This is a genomic window from Lutibacter sp. A64 (assembly GCF_022429565.1).
Classification (GTDB): Bacteria; Bacteroidota; Bacteroidia; order Flavobacteriales; family Flavobacteriaceae; genus Lutibacter.
The window spans coordinates 3790189-3809805 of record NZ_CP092487.1; the positions used below are offsets into that span (position 1 = coordinate 3790189).

Annotated in this window: 14 protein-coding genes and 2 riboswitches; of the genes, 11 read left to right on the forward strand and 3 right to left on the reverse strand. The window is 30.4% G+C overall.

Going from position 1 to position 19617, the window contains the following annotated elements; translation table 11 throughout:
• Window positions 1-37: 37 nt before the first annotated feature.
• From MKD41_RS15390 to metK, 3 genes are all read right to left on the reverse strand, one after another.
• Entirely contained in the window at window positions 38-1333 is a 1296-nt protein-coding gene (locus MKD41_RS15390; protein WP_240243229.1) for a carboxypeptidase-like regulatory domain-containing protein, read from the reverse strand.
• Window positions 1334-1491: 158 nt separating this feature from the next.
• On the reverse strand, window positions 1492-3642 hold the full coding sequence (locus MKD41_RS15395) for a M3 family metallopeptidase (RefSeq protein ID WP_240243230.1): 2151 nt from the start codon (window positions 3640-3642) through the stop codon (window positions 1492-1494).
• A 244-nt stretch (window positions 3643-3886) separates the two neighbouring features.
• The gene (gene metK / locus MKD41_RS15400; RefSeq protein ID WP_240243231.1) at window positions 3887-5143 is read right to left on the reverse strand and encodes a methionine adenosyltransferase; all 1257 of its coding nucleotides are present in this window, start codon (window positions 5141-5143) and stop codon (window positions 3887-3889) included.
• A 252-nt stretch (window positions 5144-5395) separates the two neighbouring features.
• Here metK and MKD41_RS15405 point away from each other — a divergent pair, with 252 nt between their 5' ends.
• The 11 genes from MKD41_RS15405 (at window position 5396) to MKD41_RS15455 (ending at window position 19406) form a co-directional block, all read left to right on the forward strand.
• A complete protein-coding gene (locus tag MKD41_RS15405; protein ID WP_240243232.1) occupies window positions 5396-5836 on the forward strand; it encodes a DM13 domain-containing protein in 441 nt (146 codons plus the stop codon).
• Window positions 5837-6238: 402 nt separating this feature from the next.
• The gene (locus tag MKD41_RS15410; protein WP_240243233.1) at window positions 6239-7519 is read left to right on the forward strand and encodes an O-acetylhomoserine aminocarboxypropyltransferase/cysteine synthase family protein; all 1281 of its coding nucleotides are present in this window, start codon (window positions 6239-6241) and stop codon (window positions 7517-7519) included.
• A gap of 61 nt (window positions 7520-7580) precedes the next feature.
• A riboswitch (SAM riboswitch) is annotated at window positions 7581-7682 on the forward strand.
• Between the two features lie 175 nt (window positions 7683-7857).
• The gene (gene thrA / locus MKD41_RS15415; protein WP_305852418.1) at window positions 7858-11247 is read left to right on the forward strand and encodes a bifunctional aspartate kinase/homoserine dehydrogenase I; all 3390 of its coding nucleotides are present in this window, start codon (window positions 7858-7860) and stop codon (window positions 11245-11247) included.
• 139 nt (window positions 11248-11386) lie between these two features.
• Window positions 11387-12556 carry a trans-sulfuration enzyme family protein gene (locus MKD41_RS15420; protein WP_240243235.1) on the forward strand — a complete coding sequence of 390 codons (1170 nt, stop codon included), beginning with the start codon at window positions 11387-11389 and terminating at the stop codon, window positions 12554-12556.
• A 122-nt stretch (window positions 12557-12678) separates the two neighbouring features.
• Window positions 12679-12945, forward strand: a complete 267-nt coding sequence (locus tag MKD41_RS15425; RefSeq protein ID WP_240243236.1) for a DUF2061 domain-containing protein — start codon at window positions 12679-12681, stop codon at window positions 12943-12945.
• Window positions 12945-13562, forward strand: coding sequence for a phosphoadenosine phosphosulfate reductase domain-containing protein (locus tag MKD41_RS15430; RefSeq protein ID WP_240243237.1), 618 nt, complete (start codon window positions 12945-12947; stop codon window positions 13560-13562). The genes MKD41_RS15425 and MKD41_RS15430 overlap by 1 nt, the downstream gene beginning before the upstream one ends.
• 10 nt (window positions 13563-13572) lie before the next feature.
• Window positions 13573-14472 carry a sulfate adenylyltransferase subunit CysD gene (cysD, locus tag MKD41_RS15435; RefSeq protein ID WP_240243238.1) on the forward strand — a complete coding sequence of 300 codons (900 nt, stop codon included), beginning with the start codon at window positions 13573-13575 and terminating at the stop codon, window positions 14470-14472.
• A 115-nt stretch (window positions 14473-14587) separates the two neighbouring features.
• Window positions 14588-15835 carry a sulfate adenylyltransferase subunit 1 gene (locus MKD41_RS15440; protein WP_240243239.1) on the forward strand — a complete coding sequence of 416 codons (1248 nt, stop codon included), beginning with the start codon at window positions 14588-14590 and terminating at the stop codon, window positions 15833-15835.
• Window positions 15836-15928: 93 nt separating this feature from the next.
• Entirely contained in the window at window positions 15929-18019 is a 2091-nt protein-coding gene (locus tag MKD41_RS15445) for a nitrite reductase (RefSeq protein ID WP_240243240.1), read from the forward strand.
• Window positions 18009-18785 (forward strand): uroporphyrinogen-III C-methyltransferase, encoded by a 777-nt coding sequence (gene cobA, locus MKD41_RS15450; protein WP_240243241.1) that lies wholly within the window; start codon window positions 18009-18011, stop codon window positions 18783-18785. The genes MKD41_RS15445 and cobA overlap by 11 nt, the downstream gene beginning before the upstream one ends.
• Before the next feature lie 51 nt (window positions 18786-18836).
• The gene (locus tag MKD41_RS15455; RefSeq protein ID WP_240243242.1) at window positions 18837-19406 is read left to right on the forward strand and encodes a precorrin-2 dehydrogenase/sirohydrochlorin ferrochelatase family protein; all 570 of its coding nucleotides are present in this window, start codon (window positions 18837-18839) and stop codon (window positions 19404-19406) included.
• A gap of 79 nt (window positions 19407-19485) precedes the next feature.
• A riboswitch (SAM riboswitch) is annotated at window positions 19486-19589 on the forward strand.
• The last annotated feature ends 28 nt before the right edge of the window (window positions 19590-19617 follow it).

The window sequence follows — 19617 nt, forward strand, 5'->3', positions numbered from 1 at the left end:
AAAAAAAATTAAAAAATAAAGATATTTTTAACAGTTATCAGTTCTTTTTTAATTGTTTTTGAATTTTTTTAATGGCATTTTCAATTGGTTTTTCGGGTTCAATTACATTAAATTCGCCCCAAAATTCAGGATCTGAAAAGCCTTGTGCTTCATCACTAAGAATTATAGATGGTTTTAACCGATCTTTAAATTTAATGGTGTTTATGTTTGTAGTTTTTTCCCAATCTGTAATTGCTATTTCCATAATTAGATTGTAAACTGAATTAAATAAACGTTTATCATAGTTTATTTTAAAACCTAATTCAATTCTACTGTATCCAAAATACCATTTGCCATCTTTTTCTCTATAATTTATTTGGTAAGAAGCTTTTATAGGTGTAACATCTGCTTTTTTTGGTTTTTTAACAACAAATAATCTACTAGCTTCTTGTTTGTTGTCTAAATTTAAGTGGAATTTAGTGCTAATTAAGGCGTAAGTATTAGCATCTATAAATAATTGACCATAGTAAAAAGGGGTTTTAATATGGTTTTTTTGTTTAAAATTAACTACATATATAGGTCTGTTGTCTATTTTGGTAGCATTTGCAAATTTAAACTGATAGTTTTCAAAAACATCATCTCCAAAAAACTCGAATGTATTTTTTATAACATCAATTTTTAGGGTGCTAGAAGGACCTCCTTTTAGCTTTAAAGTAATGGTGTCTAATTTGTTATAATCTGTACTTTTACGTGCTTTATAAAGTTTAATTAAATCCTTTTTACGATTTAGATATGATTGTTTGTTAACCTCAATTACTGCTTCAGAAAGCGATACGTAACTTCTTCTTTTTTTAATTGTTTCTCTATAAAAGGCTGTCATAGATGTGGCAAAATCAAAATAATTGTGTTGTTTGTTTTTTAACATTTCTCGTATCAATGCATCGGCATTTTCGATGTTTATTTTAATTTCAGAAAGTTTTTCAATATGAGTTTCTAATGTAATTACGATTTTGTCTTCATTTAAAGTATTAAAGTCGATTGCTTTATTTGTATAACCTAAAAAAGAAACTGTAACGAGATTTTTACTATATTTTTTTGGAATTTTTAATTGAAATTCACCCTGTGTATTTGTTATAGAACTTATATTGGTATTGTTAACTAAAAGCGTTGCAAAAACTAATGGTTTTTTTGATTTTGAATCTATAATTTTACCTTTATACTGCTTAAAATCAACAGTGTCATTAACAATTAATGTACTTGAATAGACAATATTTTGAAATCCTATTAGGGAAATAAAAATAAAAATGGAAACTTTATTAGATAGTATTTTAAGAAATAGATTTTTATTTTTCATAACTCAATAATTTAGTTTTCATTTTACAAGTTACTGATTTTTAAGCTATTTTTAAAATAAAAAATGTATTTCAACTTCGTTAAATGTTTTTTTAAGTTCGAAGTTGAAATACATTTATACAATTTATACTATTGCTAGAATAGAGGTTTTAAGTTTTGTTAATTTTTTGAAACTGGAAATCCGCGGTCTCTCATTAATGCGTCTATTTTAGCATCTCTACCTCTAAATAATCTATAAGCTTCAGCAGGATCCATTGAGTTTCTAGGTGCAAATAAATACTTTACCATTTTCGCAGCCAATTCTTTATCGTAAAATCCGTTTGGAGCCTCAGCAAAAGCTTCTGCAGCATCAGCTGTTAAAACATCAGCCCACATATAACCGTAATATGCAGTTGCGTAACCTTCACCTGAAAAAACATGTCCAAAATGTGGTGTTCTATGGCGCATAACCAATTCTTTCGGCATATTCATTGCTTCTAATGTTTCTTTTTCAAAAGCATCAATATCAATATTTGTTGGGTCTGCTAAGTGAAGTTTCATATCCATTATTGCAGAAGCTAAATATTCGGTTGTAGCAAAACCTTGGTTAAAAGTAGATGCTTTTTTAATTTTTTCAACTAAACTTTGAGGAATTGCTTCTCCTGTTTTATAATGAACTAAAAATTGATTTATCACTTTATCTGTAGCTAGCCAACGTTCTAATACTTGAGATTGGAATTCTGTGTAATCTCTAACGCCACCATTTAAAGTAGGGTATTTTACATTTGAAGAAAAGAAATGCAATGCGTGTCCGAATTCGTGTAAAAATGTGGTAGCATCATCCCAAGAAACTAATAATGCTTCACCTGCAGCTGGTTTAACAAAGTTAGAGTTGTTAGATGCTAATACAGTTTTTTCACCATTAAAAGTAGTATGACTTCTATAGGTTGTAGCCCAAGCTCCTGAGCGTTTTCCTGGTCTTGCAAATGGGTCTAAATACCATAATCCAATATGTTTTCCAGTTGTTTTATCTGTTACTTCCCAAACGTTTACATCTTCATGAAAAACAGGAACGCTTCCTTCTGGAACTGGTGTAAAATTGTAATTAAATAATTCGCTTGCTACAAAAAATAGCGCTTCAGTTAGTTTATCTAATTGTAAGTATTGTTTTACTTCGTCAGAATCTAAATCATATTTTTGTTGACGAACTTTTTCTGCGTAGAAACGGTAATCCCAAGGTTCAATTGTAATGTTGTCTCCATTTGCATTTGCAACAGCTTGCATATCAGCAACTTCTTCTTTAACTCTTGCAATAGCAGCAGGCCAAACCGCATTCATTAAATTCATAGCGTTTTCAGGAGTTTTTGCCATTCTGTTTTGCAAACGCCAATCACCAAAATTATCATAACCTAATAATTCTACTCGTTCTTTTCTAAGTTGTAAAATTTTAGCTATATTTTTATTATTATCAAACTCATCTGCATTATCGCCTCTCGAATAATAATTTGTCCAAACTTGCTTACGTAATTCTCTTTCGGTTGAATAGGTTAAGAACGGATCTATATAAGAGCGTGTATTAGGTACTGCGTATTTACCTTCGTGCCCTTTTTCTGAAGCAATTTTAGCCATAGATTTAATCATTCCTTCTGATAAGCCACCTAATTGACCTTTAGTTAAGTATACTACATAATTTTCTTCGTCGGCTAAAATGTTATTTGAGAAATTAGTATATAATGAAGAAAGTTCTTTGTTTATGGCTGCGTAACGTGCTTTTTTTTCAGCGTCTAATTCTGCGCCACCCATAGCAAAATCTTCGTAAATAAGTTGAATAACGCGTTGTTGGTCGGCTTCTAAAGGGTTTTTAATAGCGTTGTTGTAAACGGTTTTAATACGTTTAAATAATTCAGAATTTTGTGAAATTTTAGAGTTGAATTCAGATATAATTGGAGCCATTTCACTTTGAATTGCTCTAAATTCTGAAGATGAAATATTAGAACTCCAAATACCATAATATTTAAAAACTCTACTCAATGCTTCTCCAGATTTTTCTAGCGGGACAATGGTGTTTTCAAATGTTGGAGCTTCTGTGTTTGCTGTAATTTCATCAATTTCTTGAAGTTTTAGCTCCATACCTTTTTCAATTGCAGGTTTAATATCTGTAAGATTCATTTTATCAAAAGCTGGAACTCCACCATAAGGACCTGTCCATTCTTGTAATAATATATTATTTTCGGTCATGTTTTTTGTTGTTTGCTTATTCTCTTTGCAACTTGTAAATGCGAGTGTTATACATAAAATGGTTGCAAATAGCGTTGTTGTTTTTTTAGACATATATATTAACTGTTTATTAAATTGATTGTTGCTTCAAAATTAACGTTTTAACAATAATTTTTATGCGATGCCTTTAATTTCAAGACGTTTAAATTAGTTAATATAATGTTAAATTTTTATTATTTTGAAGTTGCTACGTATAATTTAATGCTATTTGAAATAGTTTTAAATGGCATAAATTGTAAAAAAAAGACTGCCTAAAATAAATTAAGCAGTCTCTTTATAGTTATTTTAAAAGCTTTTTCTAAATTTTAAAAGCTTCTTTTATTTTAGCTACGTAGTCTAATTTTTCCCATGTAAATAATTCAACATCTAAAGAAACTTTAGAGCCATCTACATTTGTAAATGTTTTATTTACAATACGGTTGTCTCTTCCCATATGTCCGTAAGCAGCTGTTTCTAAATACATTGGTTGGCGTAATTTTAAACGTTCTTCAATAGCAGAAGGTCTCATATCAAACAATGTTGATACAATTTCAGCAATTTCACCATCTGCTTTGTTAACTTTAGAAGTTCCGTAAGTGTTTACGTAAATTCCCATAGGTTCTGCAACACCAATGGCATAAGAAACCTGAATTAAAATTTCATCAGCAACACCAGCCGCAACTAAATTTTTAGCAATATGGCGCGTTGCATAAGCAGCACTTCTATCTACTTTACTAGGATCTTTTCCAGAAAAAGCACCACCACCGTGTGCACCTTTTCCACCGTAAGTATCTACAATAATTTTTCTACCAGTTAAGCCGGTATCACCGTGAGGTCCGCCAATTACAAATTTTCCTGTTGGGTTAACGTGGTATTTAATATTATCGTTAAATAAAGCTTGTATTGAAGTTGGTAATTTTGCAATTACTCTTGGTATTAAAATATTGATAATGTCTGACTTAATTTTAGCTAACATTTCAATATCATCTTCTAAAAATTGATCGTGTTGTGTTGAAACAACAATATCTTTAATCCTAAACGGAACATTATCATCGGTATATTCAATGGTAACCTGACTTTTAGAATCTGGACGTAAATAGGTGATTTCGTTGTTTTCTCTTCTTAATGCAGCTAATTCATGTAAAATTCTATGACTTAAATCTAAAGCCAATGGCATTAAATTTTCAGTTTCGTTGGTAGCGTAACCAAACATCATACCTTGGTCTCCCGCTCCTTGTTCTTCTTTTGTAGCTCTATCAACACCTTGGTTAATATCTTGAGATTGTTCGTGGATTGCAGATAAAACACCGCAAGAGTTTCCATCAAACATATATTCTCCTTTTGTGTAACCAATATTGTTAATAACATCTCTTGCTATTTTTTGAACATCTAAATAAGTTTTAGATTTTACTTCTCCAGCCAATACAACTTGACCAGTGGTTACTAAGGTTTCACAAGCTACTTTTGAATTTGAATCAAAAGCTAAAAAGTTATCTACTAATGCATCTGAAATTTGATCTGAGACTTTGTCTGGATGCCCTTCTGATACAGATTCTGATGTGAATAAATATGACATAATTATTTAATTTTAAATTGTTTGAAGAGAGGTTTGTTGATTGCGTTGGTCGCTAAAAGGAGTAAAAAATTACTGCTTTAGCATTTTTTAACGAGGTTGCAATCAGATCAAATTTTTCCTCCTAAATATTTCGTCTGCAAATTTATGAAAAATAAAAAGTTATAAGCTAAATAACTGTTAAATAATTTCTAAATATATTTTTTGTAATGATTTTGAGTTTTTTACGACTTCTTATTTACTAAACTAATTAAAATGAAAAACTTAATTGTATTCATGCTTTTTGTAATAACATTTAGCAATTGCTCAGAAAATAACGATGAAATGGATGTTATTGAAGTACGTATAGAAAATGAAGAAAACAATATAAATGAAGAAAATACTACAAGTGAACCCACTTTAATAATGGGTGATTTTATTGATGGGGCACATCCAACTTCCGGAAAAGCATCTGTAAATTCAGATAAATCAGTTTTATCGTTTACAAATTTTAAAACAGATAATGGGCCTAAATTACTAGTTTATTTATCAACGGATTCAAATGCTAATGAGTTTGTAAATTTGGGAGATTTAAAGGGGATTATTGGAGATTTTACTTATGGTATTCCTGAAAATATAGATGTTTCAAAATACAATATTGTAAATATTTGGTGTGTAGATTTTTCTGTTAGTTTTGGAACAGCAACATTAAAATAAATAAAATATTTATTGGATTTTAAAAAAATGTGATTACATTTGTCGTATCAAAAAAGAATAAAATGACAATTAAATTTAATATAATGCGTGCTATGATGTGTAGAATTTACACAGAGGATGCTATTGTTTAAAATTTAATAAAACATAAATAATAAAAACCTCTGATGAAAATCAGAGGTTTTTTATTTTAAAAACAATTATAATATGAAAATTACTTTCCAAAATAGAACGTCAAACCAATTTGAAATGTGTATGCGAATGATGCGTAACACAATGAACTGGTATTGCCTAAAATAAATGGAAAATAAAATCTAATTAGATAAAAGTCCCTTTGGTAATACCTAGAACCAAAGGGACTTTTTTTATTAAAAATTAAAACTAAAAAAATAAAATTATAAGATTATGAGTACTCAAAAAATTTCTACACAAGCATTACACGCAGGACACGATACAACAAAAAATGGAGGCACTAGAGCAGTTCCAATTTATCAATCAACTTCATATGTTTTTAACAATACAGAGCATGCTGCAAATTTATTTTCATTAAAAGAATTAGGGTTTATTTATGCAAGATTAAACAATCCAACAAATGATATTTTGCAACAACGTTTAGCAGCAGTTGAAGGAGGAGTTGGAGCTGTTGTATTTGCCTCTGGAACTTCAGCAATTTCAACAGGATTGTTAACTTTGTTAAAAGCTGGAGATCATATTGTTGCATCAAGTAGTTTATATGGTGGTACCTATACGCTTTTAAATGTTACTTTGCCAAGATTAGGAATTACAACAACATTTGTAGACGCTTCAAATCCAGATAGTTTTAAAGATGCTGTTCAAGAGAATACGAGAGCGTTTTTTGTAGAATCTTTAGGAAATCCAAAATTAGATGTTCTAGATTTAGAAGCTATTGCAGCGCATTCAAAAACTGCTGGTGTTCCATTTATTGTAGATAATACGGTTGCAACGCCAGCATTATTAAATCCAATTAAACATGGAGCAAATTTGGTAATTCATTCATTGACAAAATATATTGGCGGACAAGGGAATTCTTTAGGAGGTGCAATTATTGATGCTGGAACTTTTGATTGGACAAACGGAAAATTTCCTGAATTTACAGAGCCGTCAGCAGGTTACCATGGCTTAGTTTATAGTGAAGCTTTAGGAGCTGCAGCATTTACTTTTAAATTAATTTTAGAGGGTTTACGTGATTTTGGTGGTGCTTTAAGTCCGTTTAACGCTTTTCAAATTATACAAGGGTTGGAAACTTTACCTGTTCGTATTAAACAACACAGTGCAAATGCATTAGAATTAGCAAAATGGTTAGAAAGTAGAGAAGAAGTAGCTTGGGTAAATTATCCAGGTTTAGAAAGTAATAAGTACAATACATTGGCTAAAAAATATTTGCCAAAAGGGCAAAGTGGATTGGTTACATTTGGAGTAAAAGGAGGGTTTGAAGCAGCTAAAAAAGTCACAGATGCAACTGAAATATTTTCACTACTTGCAAATATTGGAGATACAAAATCATTAATTATACATCCAGCAAGTACAACACATCAACAATTAACAGTTGAGCAACAAGCAAGTGCAGGTGTTGGTCAAGATCTAATTAGATTATCTGTAGGTCTTGAAGATATTGAAGATTTAAAAGGAGATTTAGAACAGGCTTTCAAAAAAATAGTAGATTAAATTTTGTTTGAGAAAAAATTATTGCGTTAATTTGTTGCTTAGTTCATAAGCATATTGACTATTGTTATCAAGAAAGGCAGAGGGAATAGACCCTGTGAAGCCTTAGCAACCCTTTAACTTGTAAAGAAGGTGCTAAATTCTACCCATTTTGGATAGATAACTAAACCTAATTATTCTCAAAATAATTAGCTGCAAATTCACATAACAATTTTTTTTAAGCAAACTAAAAAGTTTGAAATATATCATATTAAGAGTAATAAAACATTGATGTTTTAGAATGTTAAAACTCGTTTTGTTATTCTTAATATGATTAAATAAAGTTTAATAAGTAATAATTGATGAAGCAATTGCAACATATAACTCTTTCCAATTTTATTTCTGAAAAAGGATATAGAAGTGAACAACTTCAACTTTCTTATGAAGTTTTTGGAAAAGAATTGTATTCTGCTCCTATTATTTTAATAAACCATGCTCTAACAGGAAATTCTAATGTAGCTGGAAAAGGTGGCTGGTGGACAGATTTAGTTGGAGAAAATAAGGTGATAGATACCAATCAATACACTATTTTATCGTTTAATATTCCTGGAAATGGGTACGATGGTTTTGTAATTGAAAACTATAAAGATTTTGAGGCGAGAGATATAGCAAACATATTTTTATTAGGGCTTGAAAAATTAAAAATACAAGGTCTATTTGCATTAATTGGAGGTTCTTTAGGTGGTGGAATTGCTTGGGAAATGGCAGTTATAAGTCCAAAAATTACCGAACATTTAATATTAATTGCTACCGATTGGAAAGCTACCGATTGGTTAATTGCAAACTGTCAAATTCAAGAACAGTTTCTTGTAAATTCTAGCAATCCAGTACATGATGCACGTATGCATGCAATGCTGTGTTACAGAACGCCAGAATCTTTTAAAAAGCGTTTTCAACGTTCTAAAAATGAAGCATTGGCCATTTTTAATGTAGAGAGTTGGTTGTTGCACCACGGCAAGAAATTACAAGAACGCTTTCAATTATCTGCTTATAGATTAATGAATCAATTGCTTAAAACTATTGATGTTACCAAAGGAAGAGATGCACATGTTTTAGATTCAATTAAAGCAAATATTCATATTATAGGAGTAGATTCAGATTTGTTTTTTACGGCTGAAGAAAATAAAGAAACACATAAACAATTAGCATTAACAAACCCGAATGTTACTTATAACGAAATTAATTCGGTACACGGACACGATGCTTTTTTAATGGAATATAAACAATTAGGGAAAATTATAGAACCAATTTTTAACATAAGTTCTAAACATAATAAGATGAAAATAGTAAAATTTGGAGGGAAGTCTTTAGCAAATGGTTTAGGTTTAGAAAGTACCTTAGCTATTATTAAAAATAAAATTGACAACAACGAAAATATAGCAGTAGTAGTTTCTGCACGTGGTAAAACTACAGATCATTTAGAGTCTATTTTAGAAAAAGCTAAAAATAGTTTGCCTTATGTAGAAGAATTTGAACAGTTGAAAAATTATCAGTTAGAGGCTGATAATACAGTAGATTTATCTGCAGAATTTCAATTGTTAGAAGAAATTTTTAAAGGCGTTAATTTACTTGGAGATTACAGTGTAAAAGTTAAAGATCAAGTACTTGCTCAAGGTGAATTAATTTCAGCTAAATTGGTTGCAAATTTATTGAATAAAAATGGTGTAAAAGCCAATTTTGTAGATACTCGTTTGTTAATTAAAACAAATAATCAGTTTGGAAAAGCACAACCTTTTGAAAATACTTCAGAAGAAAATGTTATTGAGTTTTTTAGAAATCAACCAGATGATATTACTCAAATTATTACAGGTTTTATTGGTTCAAATTTACAAGGAGAAACAACAACTTTAGGAAGAAATGGTAGTAATTACACAGCTTCTTTAATTGCTAATTTTTTAAATGCACAAGAGTTTCAAAACTATACACATGTTGATGGAATTTATACAGCAAATCCAGACTTGGTTGAAAACGCAAAAAAAATTGAAAAATTAAGCTATCAAGAAGCCAATGAAATGGCAAATTTTGGAGCTAATATTTTACATGCAAAAACTATTATTCCTTTAATTGAGAAAAATATTCCTTTACGAATTTTAAACACCTTTAATGCTAATAATGAAGGAACTTTAATAGGTAAAGAAACAGAACGTGGAGGTATAAAATCGCTTTCAGTTGAACAAAATGTTGCTTTGGTAAACTTAATAGGTAGAGGATTATTGGGTAAAGTTGGTGTAGATGGTAGAATTTTTGGAGCTTTAGGTAGAGAAAATATAAGTGTAAGTATTATTTCTCAAGGATCATCAGAACGAGGAATTGGTTTTATTGTAGATGCTAAAAATGGCTATAGAGCTAAAAAAGTACTAGAAGAAGAATTTAAAACAGAATTTCAAAGTAAAGATGTAAGTCAGGTTTATGTTACAGAAAATGTTTCGGTAATTTCTATTATAGGTCAAAGTTTATATTCTTTTAATCAGCCATATAGCGCGTTAATTAAAAACCATATAACACCTATACTAATTAACAATACGGTTACTGGAGAAAATGTATGTTTGGTTGTAAAACAAACAGATTTAAAAAAGGCTGTTAATGTTATTCATGGAGAGATTTTTGGAGTTTCAAAAAATGTAAACATTGCTATTTTTGGGAAAGGTTTAGTTGGAGGAACGCTTATAAATCAAATTTTAAAGAGCAAAGACAATATTATTAAAAGAAAAAACATCAACTTAAATATTTTTGCTGTAGCAAATTCATCAAAAGTTTTATTGAATAAAAATGGGGTTTCTACAGATTGGGAAAAAGACTTAGAAAAAAGTGACGTAGAAAACAGTATTCAAAATATTTTAGAATATGCAGAAAAATTTCATTTAGAAAATTTAATTGCAATTGATAATACCGCTAGTAGCGAGTTTGTTAAACATTATATAGAATTAGTTGAAGACGGTTTCGATTTAATTTCTTCAAATAAAATTGCAAATACATTAGATTATACTTTTTATAAAGAATTAAGAGAAAAACTAAGTAAAAATAAAAAAACATATTTATACGAAACTAATGTTGGTGCTGGATTACCATTAATAGATACTATAAAATTATTACATGATTCTGGTGAAAATATAACAGGAATAAGAGGTGTGTTTTCGGGATCGTTAAGTTATTTATTTAACAATTATTCAGCACAAGATCGTCCGTTTAGTGTAGTTTTAAAAGAAGCTATAGAAAACGGATATACAGAACCAGATCCACGTGAAGATTTATGTGGAAACGATGTAGGTAGAAAATTATTGATATTAGCACGTGAATTAGATTTACAAAATGAATTTACAGATGTTAAGATTGAAAATTTAATTCCTGAAGATTTACGTGAAGGTTCCGCATCAGAATTTTTAGGTAAACTTGATGAGATGGATGCATATTATCAGGATATTAAAGACAGTCAAAAAGAAGGTCATGTTTTAAGATATATTGGAGATTTATCTGGTAATTTACAAGAAGATAAAGGAATTTTAGAAGTAAAATTAATTTCTGTACCTGCAAATAGCGCTTTAGGTCAAATACAAGGAGCCGATGCCATTTTTGAAGTATTTACAGAATCTTATGGAGAAAAACCTATTGTAATTCAAGGAGCTGGAGCAGGAGCGGCAGTGACAGCACGTGGAGTTTTTGGTGATGTTTTAAGACTAGCAGAGAAAAATTAATTTGCAAGGTTAAAGTTAAAAGGTAACATCAAAAACGCGTTAGCGATAGTAGTGGCATCCTTTTTTAAAGTGGAACGAAGAAAAAGATATAACGGATAGCGCGACCTGCAAGGAAACGCCCAAAAGAATACTATATTAAATGAGTAAAAAAAAATTTGAAACAGCAGCAATTAGAACTCAATTAGAACGTTCACAATTTCAGGAACATTCTACACCAATGTATGTAACTTCTAGTTTTGTTTTTGAAGACGCAGAAGATATGAGAGCTTCTTTTAGTGAAGAAAAAGATAGAAATATTTATTCACGTTTTAGCAATCCAAACACTACGGAATTTGTTGAGAAAGTTGTTACAATGGAAGCTGCTGAAGATGGTTATGCTTTTGCAACTGGAATGGCTGCTATATATTCTACGTTTGCAGCTTTATTAAGTAGTGGTGATCATATAGTTTCTGCGCGTTCGGTTTTTGGTTCTACACATACTTTATTTACTAAGTATTTTCCAAAATGGAATATAGAAACGTCATACTTTGATATTAACAATCCTAATGAAATTGAAAGTTTAATAACGCCTTCAACTAAAATTTTATATGCTGAATCTCCAACAAACCCAGGCGTCGATATTATTGATTTAGAAATATTAGGAAAAATTGCAAAAAAACACAATCTAATATTAATTATAGATAATTGTTTTGCAACACCATATATTCAACAACCAATTAAATTTGGTGCAGATTTAGTAGTACATTCTGCTACTAAATTAATGGACGGGCAAGGAAGAGTTTTAGGAGGCGTTGTTGTTGGTAAGTCTGAATTGGTTCGAGAAATTTACTTATTTTCACGTAATACGGGTCCTGCAATGTCTCCATTTAACGCTTGGACTTTAAGTAAAAGTTTAGAAACTTTGGCTGTAAGAGTTGATAGACATTGCGAAAATGCACTTAAAATTGCTAAAACTTTAGAAAGTAATGCAAATATTTTAAAAGTTAAATATCCATTTTTAACATCGCATCCTCAATATAAAATTGCCAAAAAGCAAATGAAATTAGGAGGAAATATTATTGCTGTTGAAGTAAAAGGAGGTATAGAAGCAGGAAGAAAATTTTTAAATGCTATTAAAATGTGTTCACTTTCGGCAAATTTAGGAGATACTAGAACTATAGTTACACACCCTGCATCTACAACACATAGCAAACTTAGTGAACAAGAACGTTTAGCAGCTGGAATTACACCCGGTTTAGTGCGTATTTCAGTTGGTTTAGAAAATGTGAATGACATTCTAGAGGATATTGAACAGGCATTAAATACTTAAATTTTAACAAATTTTTTTAAAAAATGTTAAAATTTAGTAGAATAATAATCTATTAGTCTATCGAGTTGGTAGGCTAATAAAAAAAATGTATGTTTGCCATCAAAATAGTATAAAAGAAAAAAATGATACTAGATCAATTATTTATTTTAAACAAAACGCCTAAAGCTAAAAGCAAAACAAAATCGAAAGATTCTGAAAAACCTTTACGCAGTGTTGTAAAATCAATTAGCTGGAGGATTGTTGGAACTTTAGATACGGTATTAATTTCTTGGTTAGTTACCGGACATATAGCGCTGGCTTTATCAATTGGTTCTATAGAATTAATTACAAAAATGGTATTGTACTTTTTTCATGAAAGAATTTGGAATAAAATAAAATGGGGAAAATAATGAAACAGTTTAATATTGAACAAATAAATGAAGATTTAAAAGATAAATCTCCAGCAGAAATTATTACTTGGGCATTGTCAGTTGCTAAAAACCCAGTGTTAACAACAAACTTTAGACCGTATGAAGTTGTTATTTTACACGCTTGTACGCAAGTTGAACCAGAATTAAAAATTATTTGGTGTGATACAGGTTATAACACACCACAAACATATAAGCATGCAAATGAACTGATACATGCGCTAGAGTTAAATGTACATTTATATGTGCCAAAACAAACAGCTGCGTATAGAGATTCAATTATTGGAATCCCTCAAATTGATGATCCACAACATAAAATTTTTACTGAACAAGTAAAACTAGAGCCGTTTACTAGAGCAATGCAAGAGCATAAACCAGATGTTTGGTTTACAAATTTAAGAAAAGGTCAAACTGCTTTTAGAGATAGCATTAATGTAGTTTCATTAAGTAAAGATGGTATTTTAAAAGTGAGTCCTTTTTATAATTATTCAGATGCGCAATTAGATGCATATCTAGAAGAATATGAATTGCCAAATGAGTTTAAATATTTCGACCCTACAAAAGTATTAGAAAATAGAGAATGTGGTTTACATTCGTAAAAAGTGAATTATGACAGATAAATTATACATAAATCAATTAGAAAACGAAGCAATTTACATTATAAGAGAAGTTGCGGCACAGTTTAAAAAACCAGTGCTGTTATTTTCTGGAGGAAAAGATTCTATAACTTTAGTTAGGCTGGCTCAAAAAGCATTTTATCCAGCAAAAATTCCTTTTCCTTTAATGCATATTGATACAGGACATAATTTTCCTGAAACTATTGAATTTAGAGATCGATTGGTAAAAGAATTAGGCTTAGAATTAATCGTTAGAAATGTTCAAGATTCTATTGATCAAGGAAAAGTAAAAGAAGAATCTGGAAGGTATTCTAGTAGAAATATGTTGCAAACAACTACGCTTTTAGATGCTATAGAAGAATTTAAATTTGACGCTTGTATTGGTGGAGCGCGTAGAGATGAAGAAAAAGCAAGAGCAAAAGAACGTATTTTTTCTGTACGTGACGATTTTGGTCAGTGGGATGAGAAAAACCAACGTCCAGAACTATTTGATATGTTAAACGGACAAATAGATTTTGGTCAAAATGTACGAGTTTTTCCAATTTCTAACTGGACAGAATTAGATGTTTGGACTTATATTGAACGCGAAGATTTAGAAATTCCTTCTATTTATTTTTCACACCCAAGAAAAACATTTGTGCGCGATGGTTTAATCTGGTCAGCTTCTGAACATGTGTACAGAGATGAAGAAGAAGTAGTAGAAGAACGTATTGTTCGTTTTAGAACTGTTGGTGATATGAGTTGTACAGCAGCAGTAGCTTCTTACGCCGAAACAATTAGTGAAGTAGTTGCTGAAATTAGAGATTCAAGTATATCTGAAAGAGGTGCAAGGATTGACGATAAAAGATCAGAAGCAGCAATGGAAGAACGTAAACAACAAGGGTACTTTTAAAATTTTCTTTAGAAAATTTTGCCTTTAGCTTTTGGCAATTAGTCAATAGCAGATTAATAAAATGATAATAAAATTTAGCCAATAGCAAAATGCGAATGGCACATAGCTAAAAAGAATGGAAGTTTTAAAAATAGCAACAGCAGGAAGTGTAGATGATGGGAAAAGTACATTAATTGGAAGATTATTGTACGATACAAAATCGTTAACAGATGATAAATTAGAAGCCATTGAACGTAGCTCTAAGCAAAAAGGGTACGATTATTTAGATTTTTCCTTAGCAACAGATGGTTTAGTAGCTGAAAGAGAACAAGGAATTACTATTGATGTAGCTCATATTTATTTTTCAACTGCAACAAAAAGTTATATAATTGCCGATACTCCAGGACACGTAGAATATACGCGTAATATGGTTACAGGCGCATCTACATCGCAAGTTGGTGTGGTTTTAATTGATGCGCGTCACGGTGTTATTGAACAAACCTATCGTCATTTTTTTATCAATAATTTATTGAGAATTAAAAATGTAATTGTAGCGGTAAATAAAATGGATTTAGTTGATTTTTCTGAAGAAAGATACAACGAAATTAAAGCAGATTTTCAAAAGGTAGTTGATAAAAGTGATTACGAAGATCAAAACATTACATTTATTCCTGTAAGCGCTTTAAAAGGAGATAATGTGGTTGAGCAATCAACAAATATGCCTTGGTTTTCAGGTAAAACCTTATTGCAATATTTAGAGGAAATAGATAGCGAAGATATTTATAATAAAGGTAAAGTACGTTTTCCGGTGCAATATGTAATTCGCCCAAAAACATCAGCATATCACGATTTTAGAGGGTATGCAGGTAAAGTGTACGGAGGTGAATTAAATGTTGGTGATGAAGTTGTTATTTTACCTTCAAAAACAAAATCAAAAATAAAAGAAATCTTCTTTTATGATAAAAAATATAAAACTGCAGCTCGTAGATCTTCAGTAACAGTTACCCTAGAAGATGATGTAAATGTGAGCCGAGGCGATATGATTGTAAAAGAAAGTGAATTGCCGAAAATTGAAAAAAAGTTTACAGCAACTGTAACTTGGATGGATAACGAAAATCTAACACCTGGCTCAAAATATGTTTTACAACACGGCGTAAATAAAGTATTGGCTAAAGTTGGAGCGATTCACAATAAAATAAATCCAGATTATTCTGGAATTGAAACAGGAGTTGAAAGTTTAAAAATGAACGATATTGCGTCTATTTCTTTTCAAGTAAATAAACCAATTTTTTTTGATGCTTTTAAAGAGCATAGAACTAACGGATCTTTTATTTTAATCGATCCACAATCTAACAATACCGTAGGAGTCGGATTTATTGAATAACTAAAAGAAAATCAATTACATATTAATTTATTGAAGCTTATAATTCCTTATGAACTAGGAATTCTATTATTACTAACTAAAAAATAAAATAGCATGCAAAGCTTTAGAAGCGAGATCGAAAATCCGATCGTCGAAAAGGATATTATTGAACTAGAAAAAAAGATTCAACAGTTTTATAAGGGTGAAATTGATGAAGATAGATTTAGAAGTTTACGTCTTGCGAGAGGTGTTTACGGTCAACGCCAATTTGGTGTTCAAATGATTCGTATTAAGTTACCTTACGGAAGAGTTACAAGTGAACAATTACACAGAATCTCTAATGTTTCAGATGAATATTCTAGAGGAAGATTGCATATTACTACGCGTCAAGATATTCAAATTCATCACGTTAGTTTAGATAGAACTCCAGAATTATGGGCAGAACTAGAAAAAGATGATATTACCTTGCGTGAAGCTTGTGGAAATGCCGTTAGAAATGTAACCGCAAGTGAAACTGCAGGTATTGATCCAGAAGAACCTTTTGATGTTTCTCCGTATGCACAAGCTACTTTTGAATTTTTTTTAAGAAACCCAATCTGTCAAGAACTTGGTAGAAAATTTAAAATTTCTTTCTCAGGAACCGACAAAGATACAGCCTTAAGTTTTATGCACGATTTAGGTTATATTGCTAAAATTAAAGATGGTGTAACTGGTTTTAAAGTAATGCTTGCTGGTGGATTAGGATCGCAAGCTAGATTAGCAGATACACTTTTTGAATTTATTGAAGCTGATAAAATTATACCTCTAACTGAAGCTGTTTTACGTGTTTTTGATAGGTATGGAGAACGCTCTAGAAGAGCAAAGGCACGTTTAAAATTTTTAATAAAAGATATTGGTTTTAATGCATTTGTAAAATTGGTTGAAGAAGAGCAAAAAGCACTATCAGTAAAAACATACCCGATAGATACTTCTAATTTTGATGCTGAGGTAGATTTATCTCATGTTCAAATTCCAACAGTAGAAATTAAAAATGAAAAAGCTTTTGAAGCTTGGAAAGCAATAAATGTAATTCCTCAAAAGCAAAAAGGTTTAAGTGCTATTGGAATAAAAGTGCATTTAGGAGATTTTTATACCGATAAAGCTAGAATTTTAGCAGATTTAATTAAAAAATATGCAGGTAATGAAATTCGTTTAACATTACGTCAAAATATATTAATTCGTCATGTAAAAAATGAATTATTGCCTTTTTTCTATGTAGAGTTAAAAAAAATGGGTTTTGTAGATTTAGGGTACGAAAGTACGTTAGATATTACATCGTGTCCAGGAACAGATACCTGTAATTTAGGTATTGCAAGTAGTACGGGAATTTCCGTGGCATTAGAAAATGTATTGAAAAATGAATACCCTCAATACGCAAACAACAAAAATATTACTATAAAAATTAGTGGTTGTATGAATTCTTGTGGGCAACATACAATGGCGCATATTGGTTTTCAAGGTATGTCTATTAAATCTGGAAATTTGGTAGCTCCAGCTTTACAAGTATTATTAGGAGGAAGTGTTTTAGGAGATGGAAAAGGTAGAATTGCTAATAAAGTATTAAAAATACCAAGTAAACGAGGCCCAAACGCATTACGTTCAATTTTAAATGATTATGAGGCAAATGTTCTAGCTAACGAAAGTTTTATAGATTATTACGACCGCCAAGGTGAACGTTATTTTTATAACCTGCTAAAACCTTTGTCAGATACTACTAATTTAGAACAAAACGATTTTATTGACTGGGGAAGTGAACATGCTTATGAAAAAGCTGTTGGAGTAGGAGAATGTGCAGGTGTTGTTATAGATTTAATTGCTACGCTATTATTAGAAAGTGAAGAAAAATTAGAAAACGCTTCAGAGTCGTTAAATCTAAATCAGTTTTCAGATAGTATTTATTACGCATATTCAAGTATTGTTAATACCGCAAAAGCTTTGCTAACTTCAGAAGAAAAGAAAACCAATACACATGTTGGTATTATTTCTCAGTTTGATGAGTTTTTTGGAGATAAAATTGATTTAGGCGTGCCTTTTTCAACATTGATTTATCAAATAAAAAATAATGAACCAACTAAAGAATTTGCTCAAAAATATTTGAGCGATGCACAGTTGTTTTATAAAAAAGCAAATGATTATAGAGCTAAAACTGTGAGTAATGAAAACTAAATTAGAAAAAAAAGTAACTTTAGTTGGAGCTGGTCCAGGAGATCCAGATTTAATAACGGTAAAAGGTGTAAAAGCATTGCAAAAAGCCAATGTTATTTTATATGACGCTTTAATAAATAGAGAATTATTAGCGTATGCACCAACTGCAAAAAAGATTTTTGTTGGTAAACGTAAAGGAATGCATAGCTTTTCTCAAGATCAGATTAACGAGTTAATAGTTAAAAGCGCTTTTGAGTACGGAAATGTTGTCCGTTTAAAGGGAGGTGATCCTTTTATTTTTGGAAGAGGTACTGAAGAAATTGATTATATTGAGTCATTTGGTATAGAAACCGAAGTTGTTTCAGGTATTTCATCATCAATGGCTGTACCTGCAAGTCAAGGTATTTCATTAACAAAAAGAGGTGTTGCTGAAAGTTTTTGGGTAATTACAGGAACCACTTCAGAAAAAAAATTATCGGGCGATGTATATTTGGCGGCTCAATCAACAGCTACAGTTGTTATTTTAATGGGGATGAGTAAGTTGGATGAAATTGTTTCAGTTTTTAAAAAATATAATAAAACTGAAATACCAACAGCAATTATTCAAAACGGAACAACAAAAAACGAAAAATTAGGATTAGGTACAATAAATACCATTGAAGAGGTTGTAGCTCAAAAAAAATTGTCTTCACCAGCCATAATTGTTATTGGTGAAGTAGTTAAGGAAAGTTCAAAATTTCACTTATTTTATAAAAATGTTCATTCTGAATTGTTAAAAGAGTTGTAATTGCATTTTAGTAGTAGTTTTACAGCTAAGAGTGTTTAAAATAAAGTTACTATGAATCAAAATGAATTATATCCTATTTTTTTAAAAGTGTCTCAGCTAAATGTATTAATAGTTGGAGGTGGAACTGTAGCGTTAGAAAAACTTTCATTTTTATTAAAATCCAGTCCTAATGCAAAAGTGTTGGTGGTTTCTAAAGAGTTTGATGAAAATTTGCTAAAGCTAGTTGAAGAACATAATGTATCAACAGCAACAGCTCCATACAATAAATCTGCACTAAAAAATAAGCAGCTTGTTATTGCAGCAACTAATAATAAGCAGGTAAACAAGCAAATTTATTTAGATGCAAAATCAGAAAATATTTTAATAAATGTAGCAGACACTCCTGAATTATGTGATTTTTATTTAGGAGGTATTGTTACCAAAGGGAATATTAAAATAGCAATTTCAACTAACGGAAAATCACCTACATTAGCAAAGCGTTTACGTCAGTTTTTTGAAGATGTAATCCCTGAAAATATAGATGATTTGGCTACTAATTTAAATGCATTTAGAAAAACTATAAAAGGTAATTTTCAAGAGAAAGTAAAGAAAATGAATCAATTAACTGAGAAATTGCTTTAGAATTTAATAAATTGCGGTAGTAGTTTGTTATTCATAAGAATATGCCGTTTATTTGCACAAAGTTCATAAACATACATATTAGTTATTAAGAAAGGCAGAGGGAATAGACCTGTTGAAGCCTTAGCAACCCTTTAAAGCTAAAGAAGGTGCTACGTTCTACCATTAATTATGGACAGATAACAATTACTTCTTAATAACTTCCGCGTATTTA

Coding starts and splice junctions, on each gene's coding strand:
- MKD41_RS15390 (WP_240243229.1), bottom strand. CDS start 1,333: ATGAAAAATAAAAATCTATTTCTTAAAATACTATCTAATAAAGTTTCC.
- MKD41_RS15395 (WP_240243230.1), bottom strand. CDS start 3,642: ATGTCTAAAAAAACAACAACGCTATTTGCAACCATTTTATGTATAACA.
- metK (WP_240243231.1), bottom strand. CDS start 5,143: ATGTCATATTTATTCACATCAGAATCTGTATCAGAAGGGCATCCAGAC.
- MKD41_RS15405 (WP_240243232.1), top strand. CDS start 5,396: ATGAAAAACTTAATTGTATTCATGCTTTTTGTAATAACATTTAGCAAT.
- MKD41_RS15410 (WP_240243233.1), top strand. CDS start 6,239: ATGAGTACTCAAAAAATTTCTACACAAGCATTACACGCAGGACACGAT.
- thrA (WP_305852418.1), top strand. CDS start 7,858: ATGAAGCAATTGCAACATATAACTCTTTCCAATTTTATTTCTGAAAAA.
- MKD41_RS15420 (WP_240243235.1), top strand. CDS start 11,387: ATGAGTAAAAAAAAATTTGAAACAGCAGCAATTAGAACTCAATTAGAA.
- MKD41_RS15425 (WP_240243236.1), top strand. CDS start 12,679: ATGATACTAGATCAATTATTTATTTTAAACAAAACGCCTAAAGCTAAA.
- MKD41_RS15430 (WP_240243237.1), top strand. CDS start 12,945: ATGAAACAGTTTAATATTGAACAAATAAATGAAGATTTAAAAGATAAA.
- cysD (WP_240243238.1), top strand. CDS start 13,573: ATGACAGATAAATTATACATAAATCAATTAGAAAACGAAGCAATTTAC.
- MKD41_RS15440 (WP_240243239.1), top strand. CDS start 14,588: ATGGAAGTTTTAAAAATAGCAACAGCAGGAAGTGTAGATGATGGGAAA.
- MKD41_RS15445 (WP_240243240.1), top strand. CDS start 15,929: ATGCAAAGCTTTAGAAGCGAGATCGAAAATCCGATCGTCGAAAAGGAT.
- cobA (WP_240243241.1), top strand. CDS start 18,009: ATGAAAACTAAATTAGAAAAAAAAGTAACTTTAGTTGGAGCTGGTCCA.
- MKD41_RS15455 (WP_240243242.1), top strand. CDS start 18,837: ATGAATCAAAATGAATTATATCCTATTTTTTTAAAAGTGTCTCAGCTA.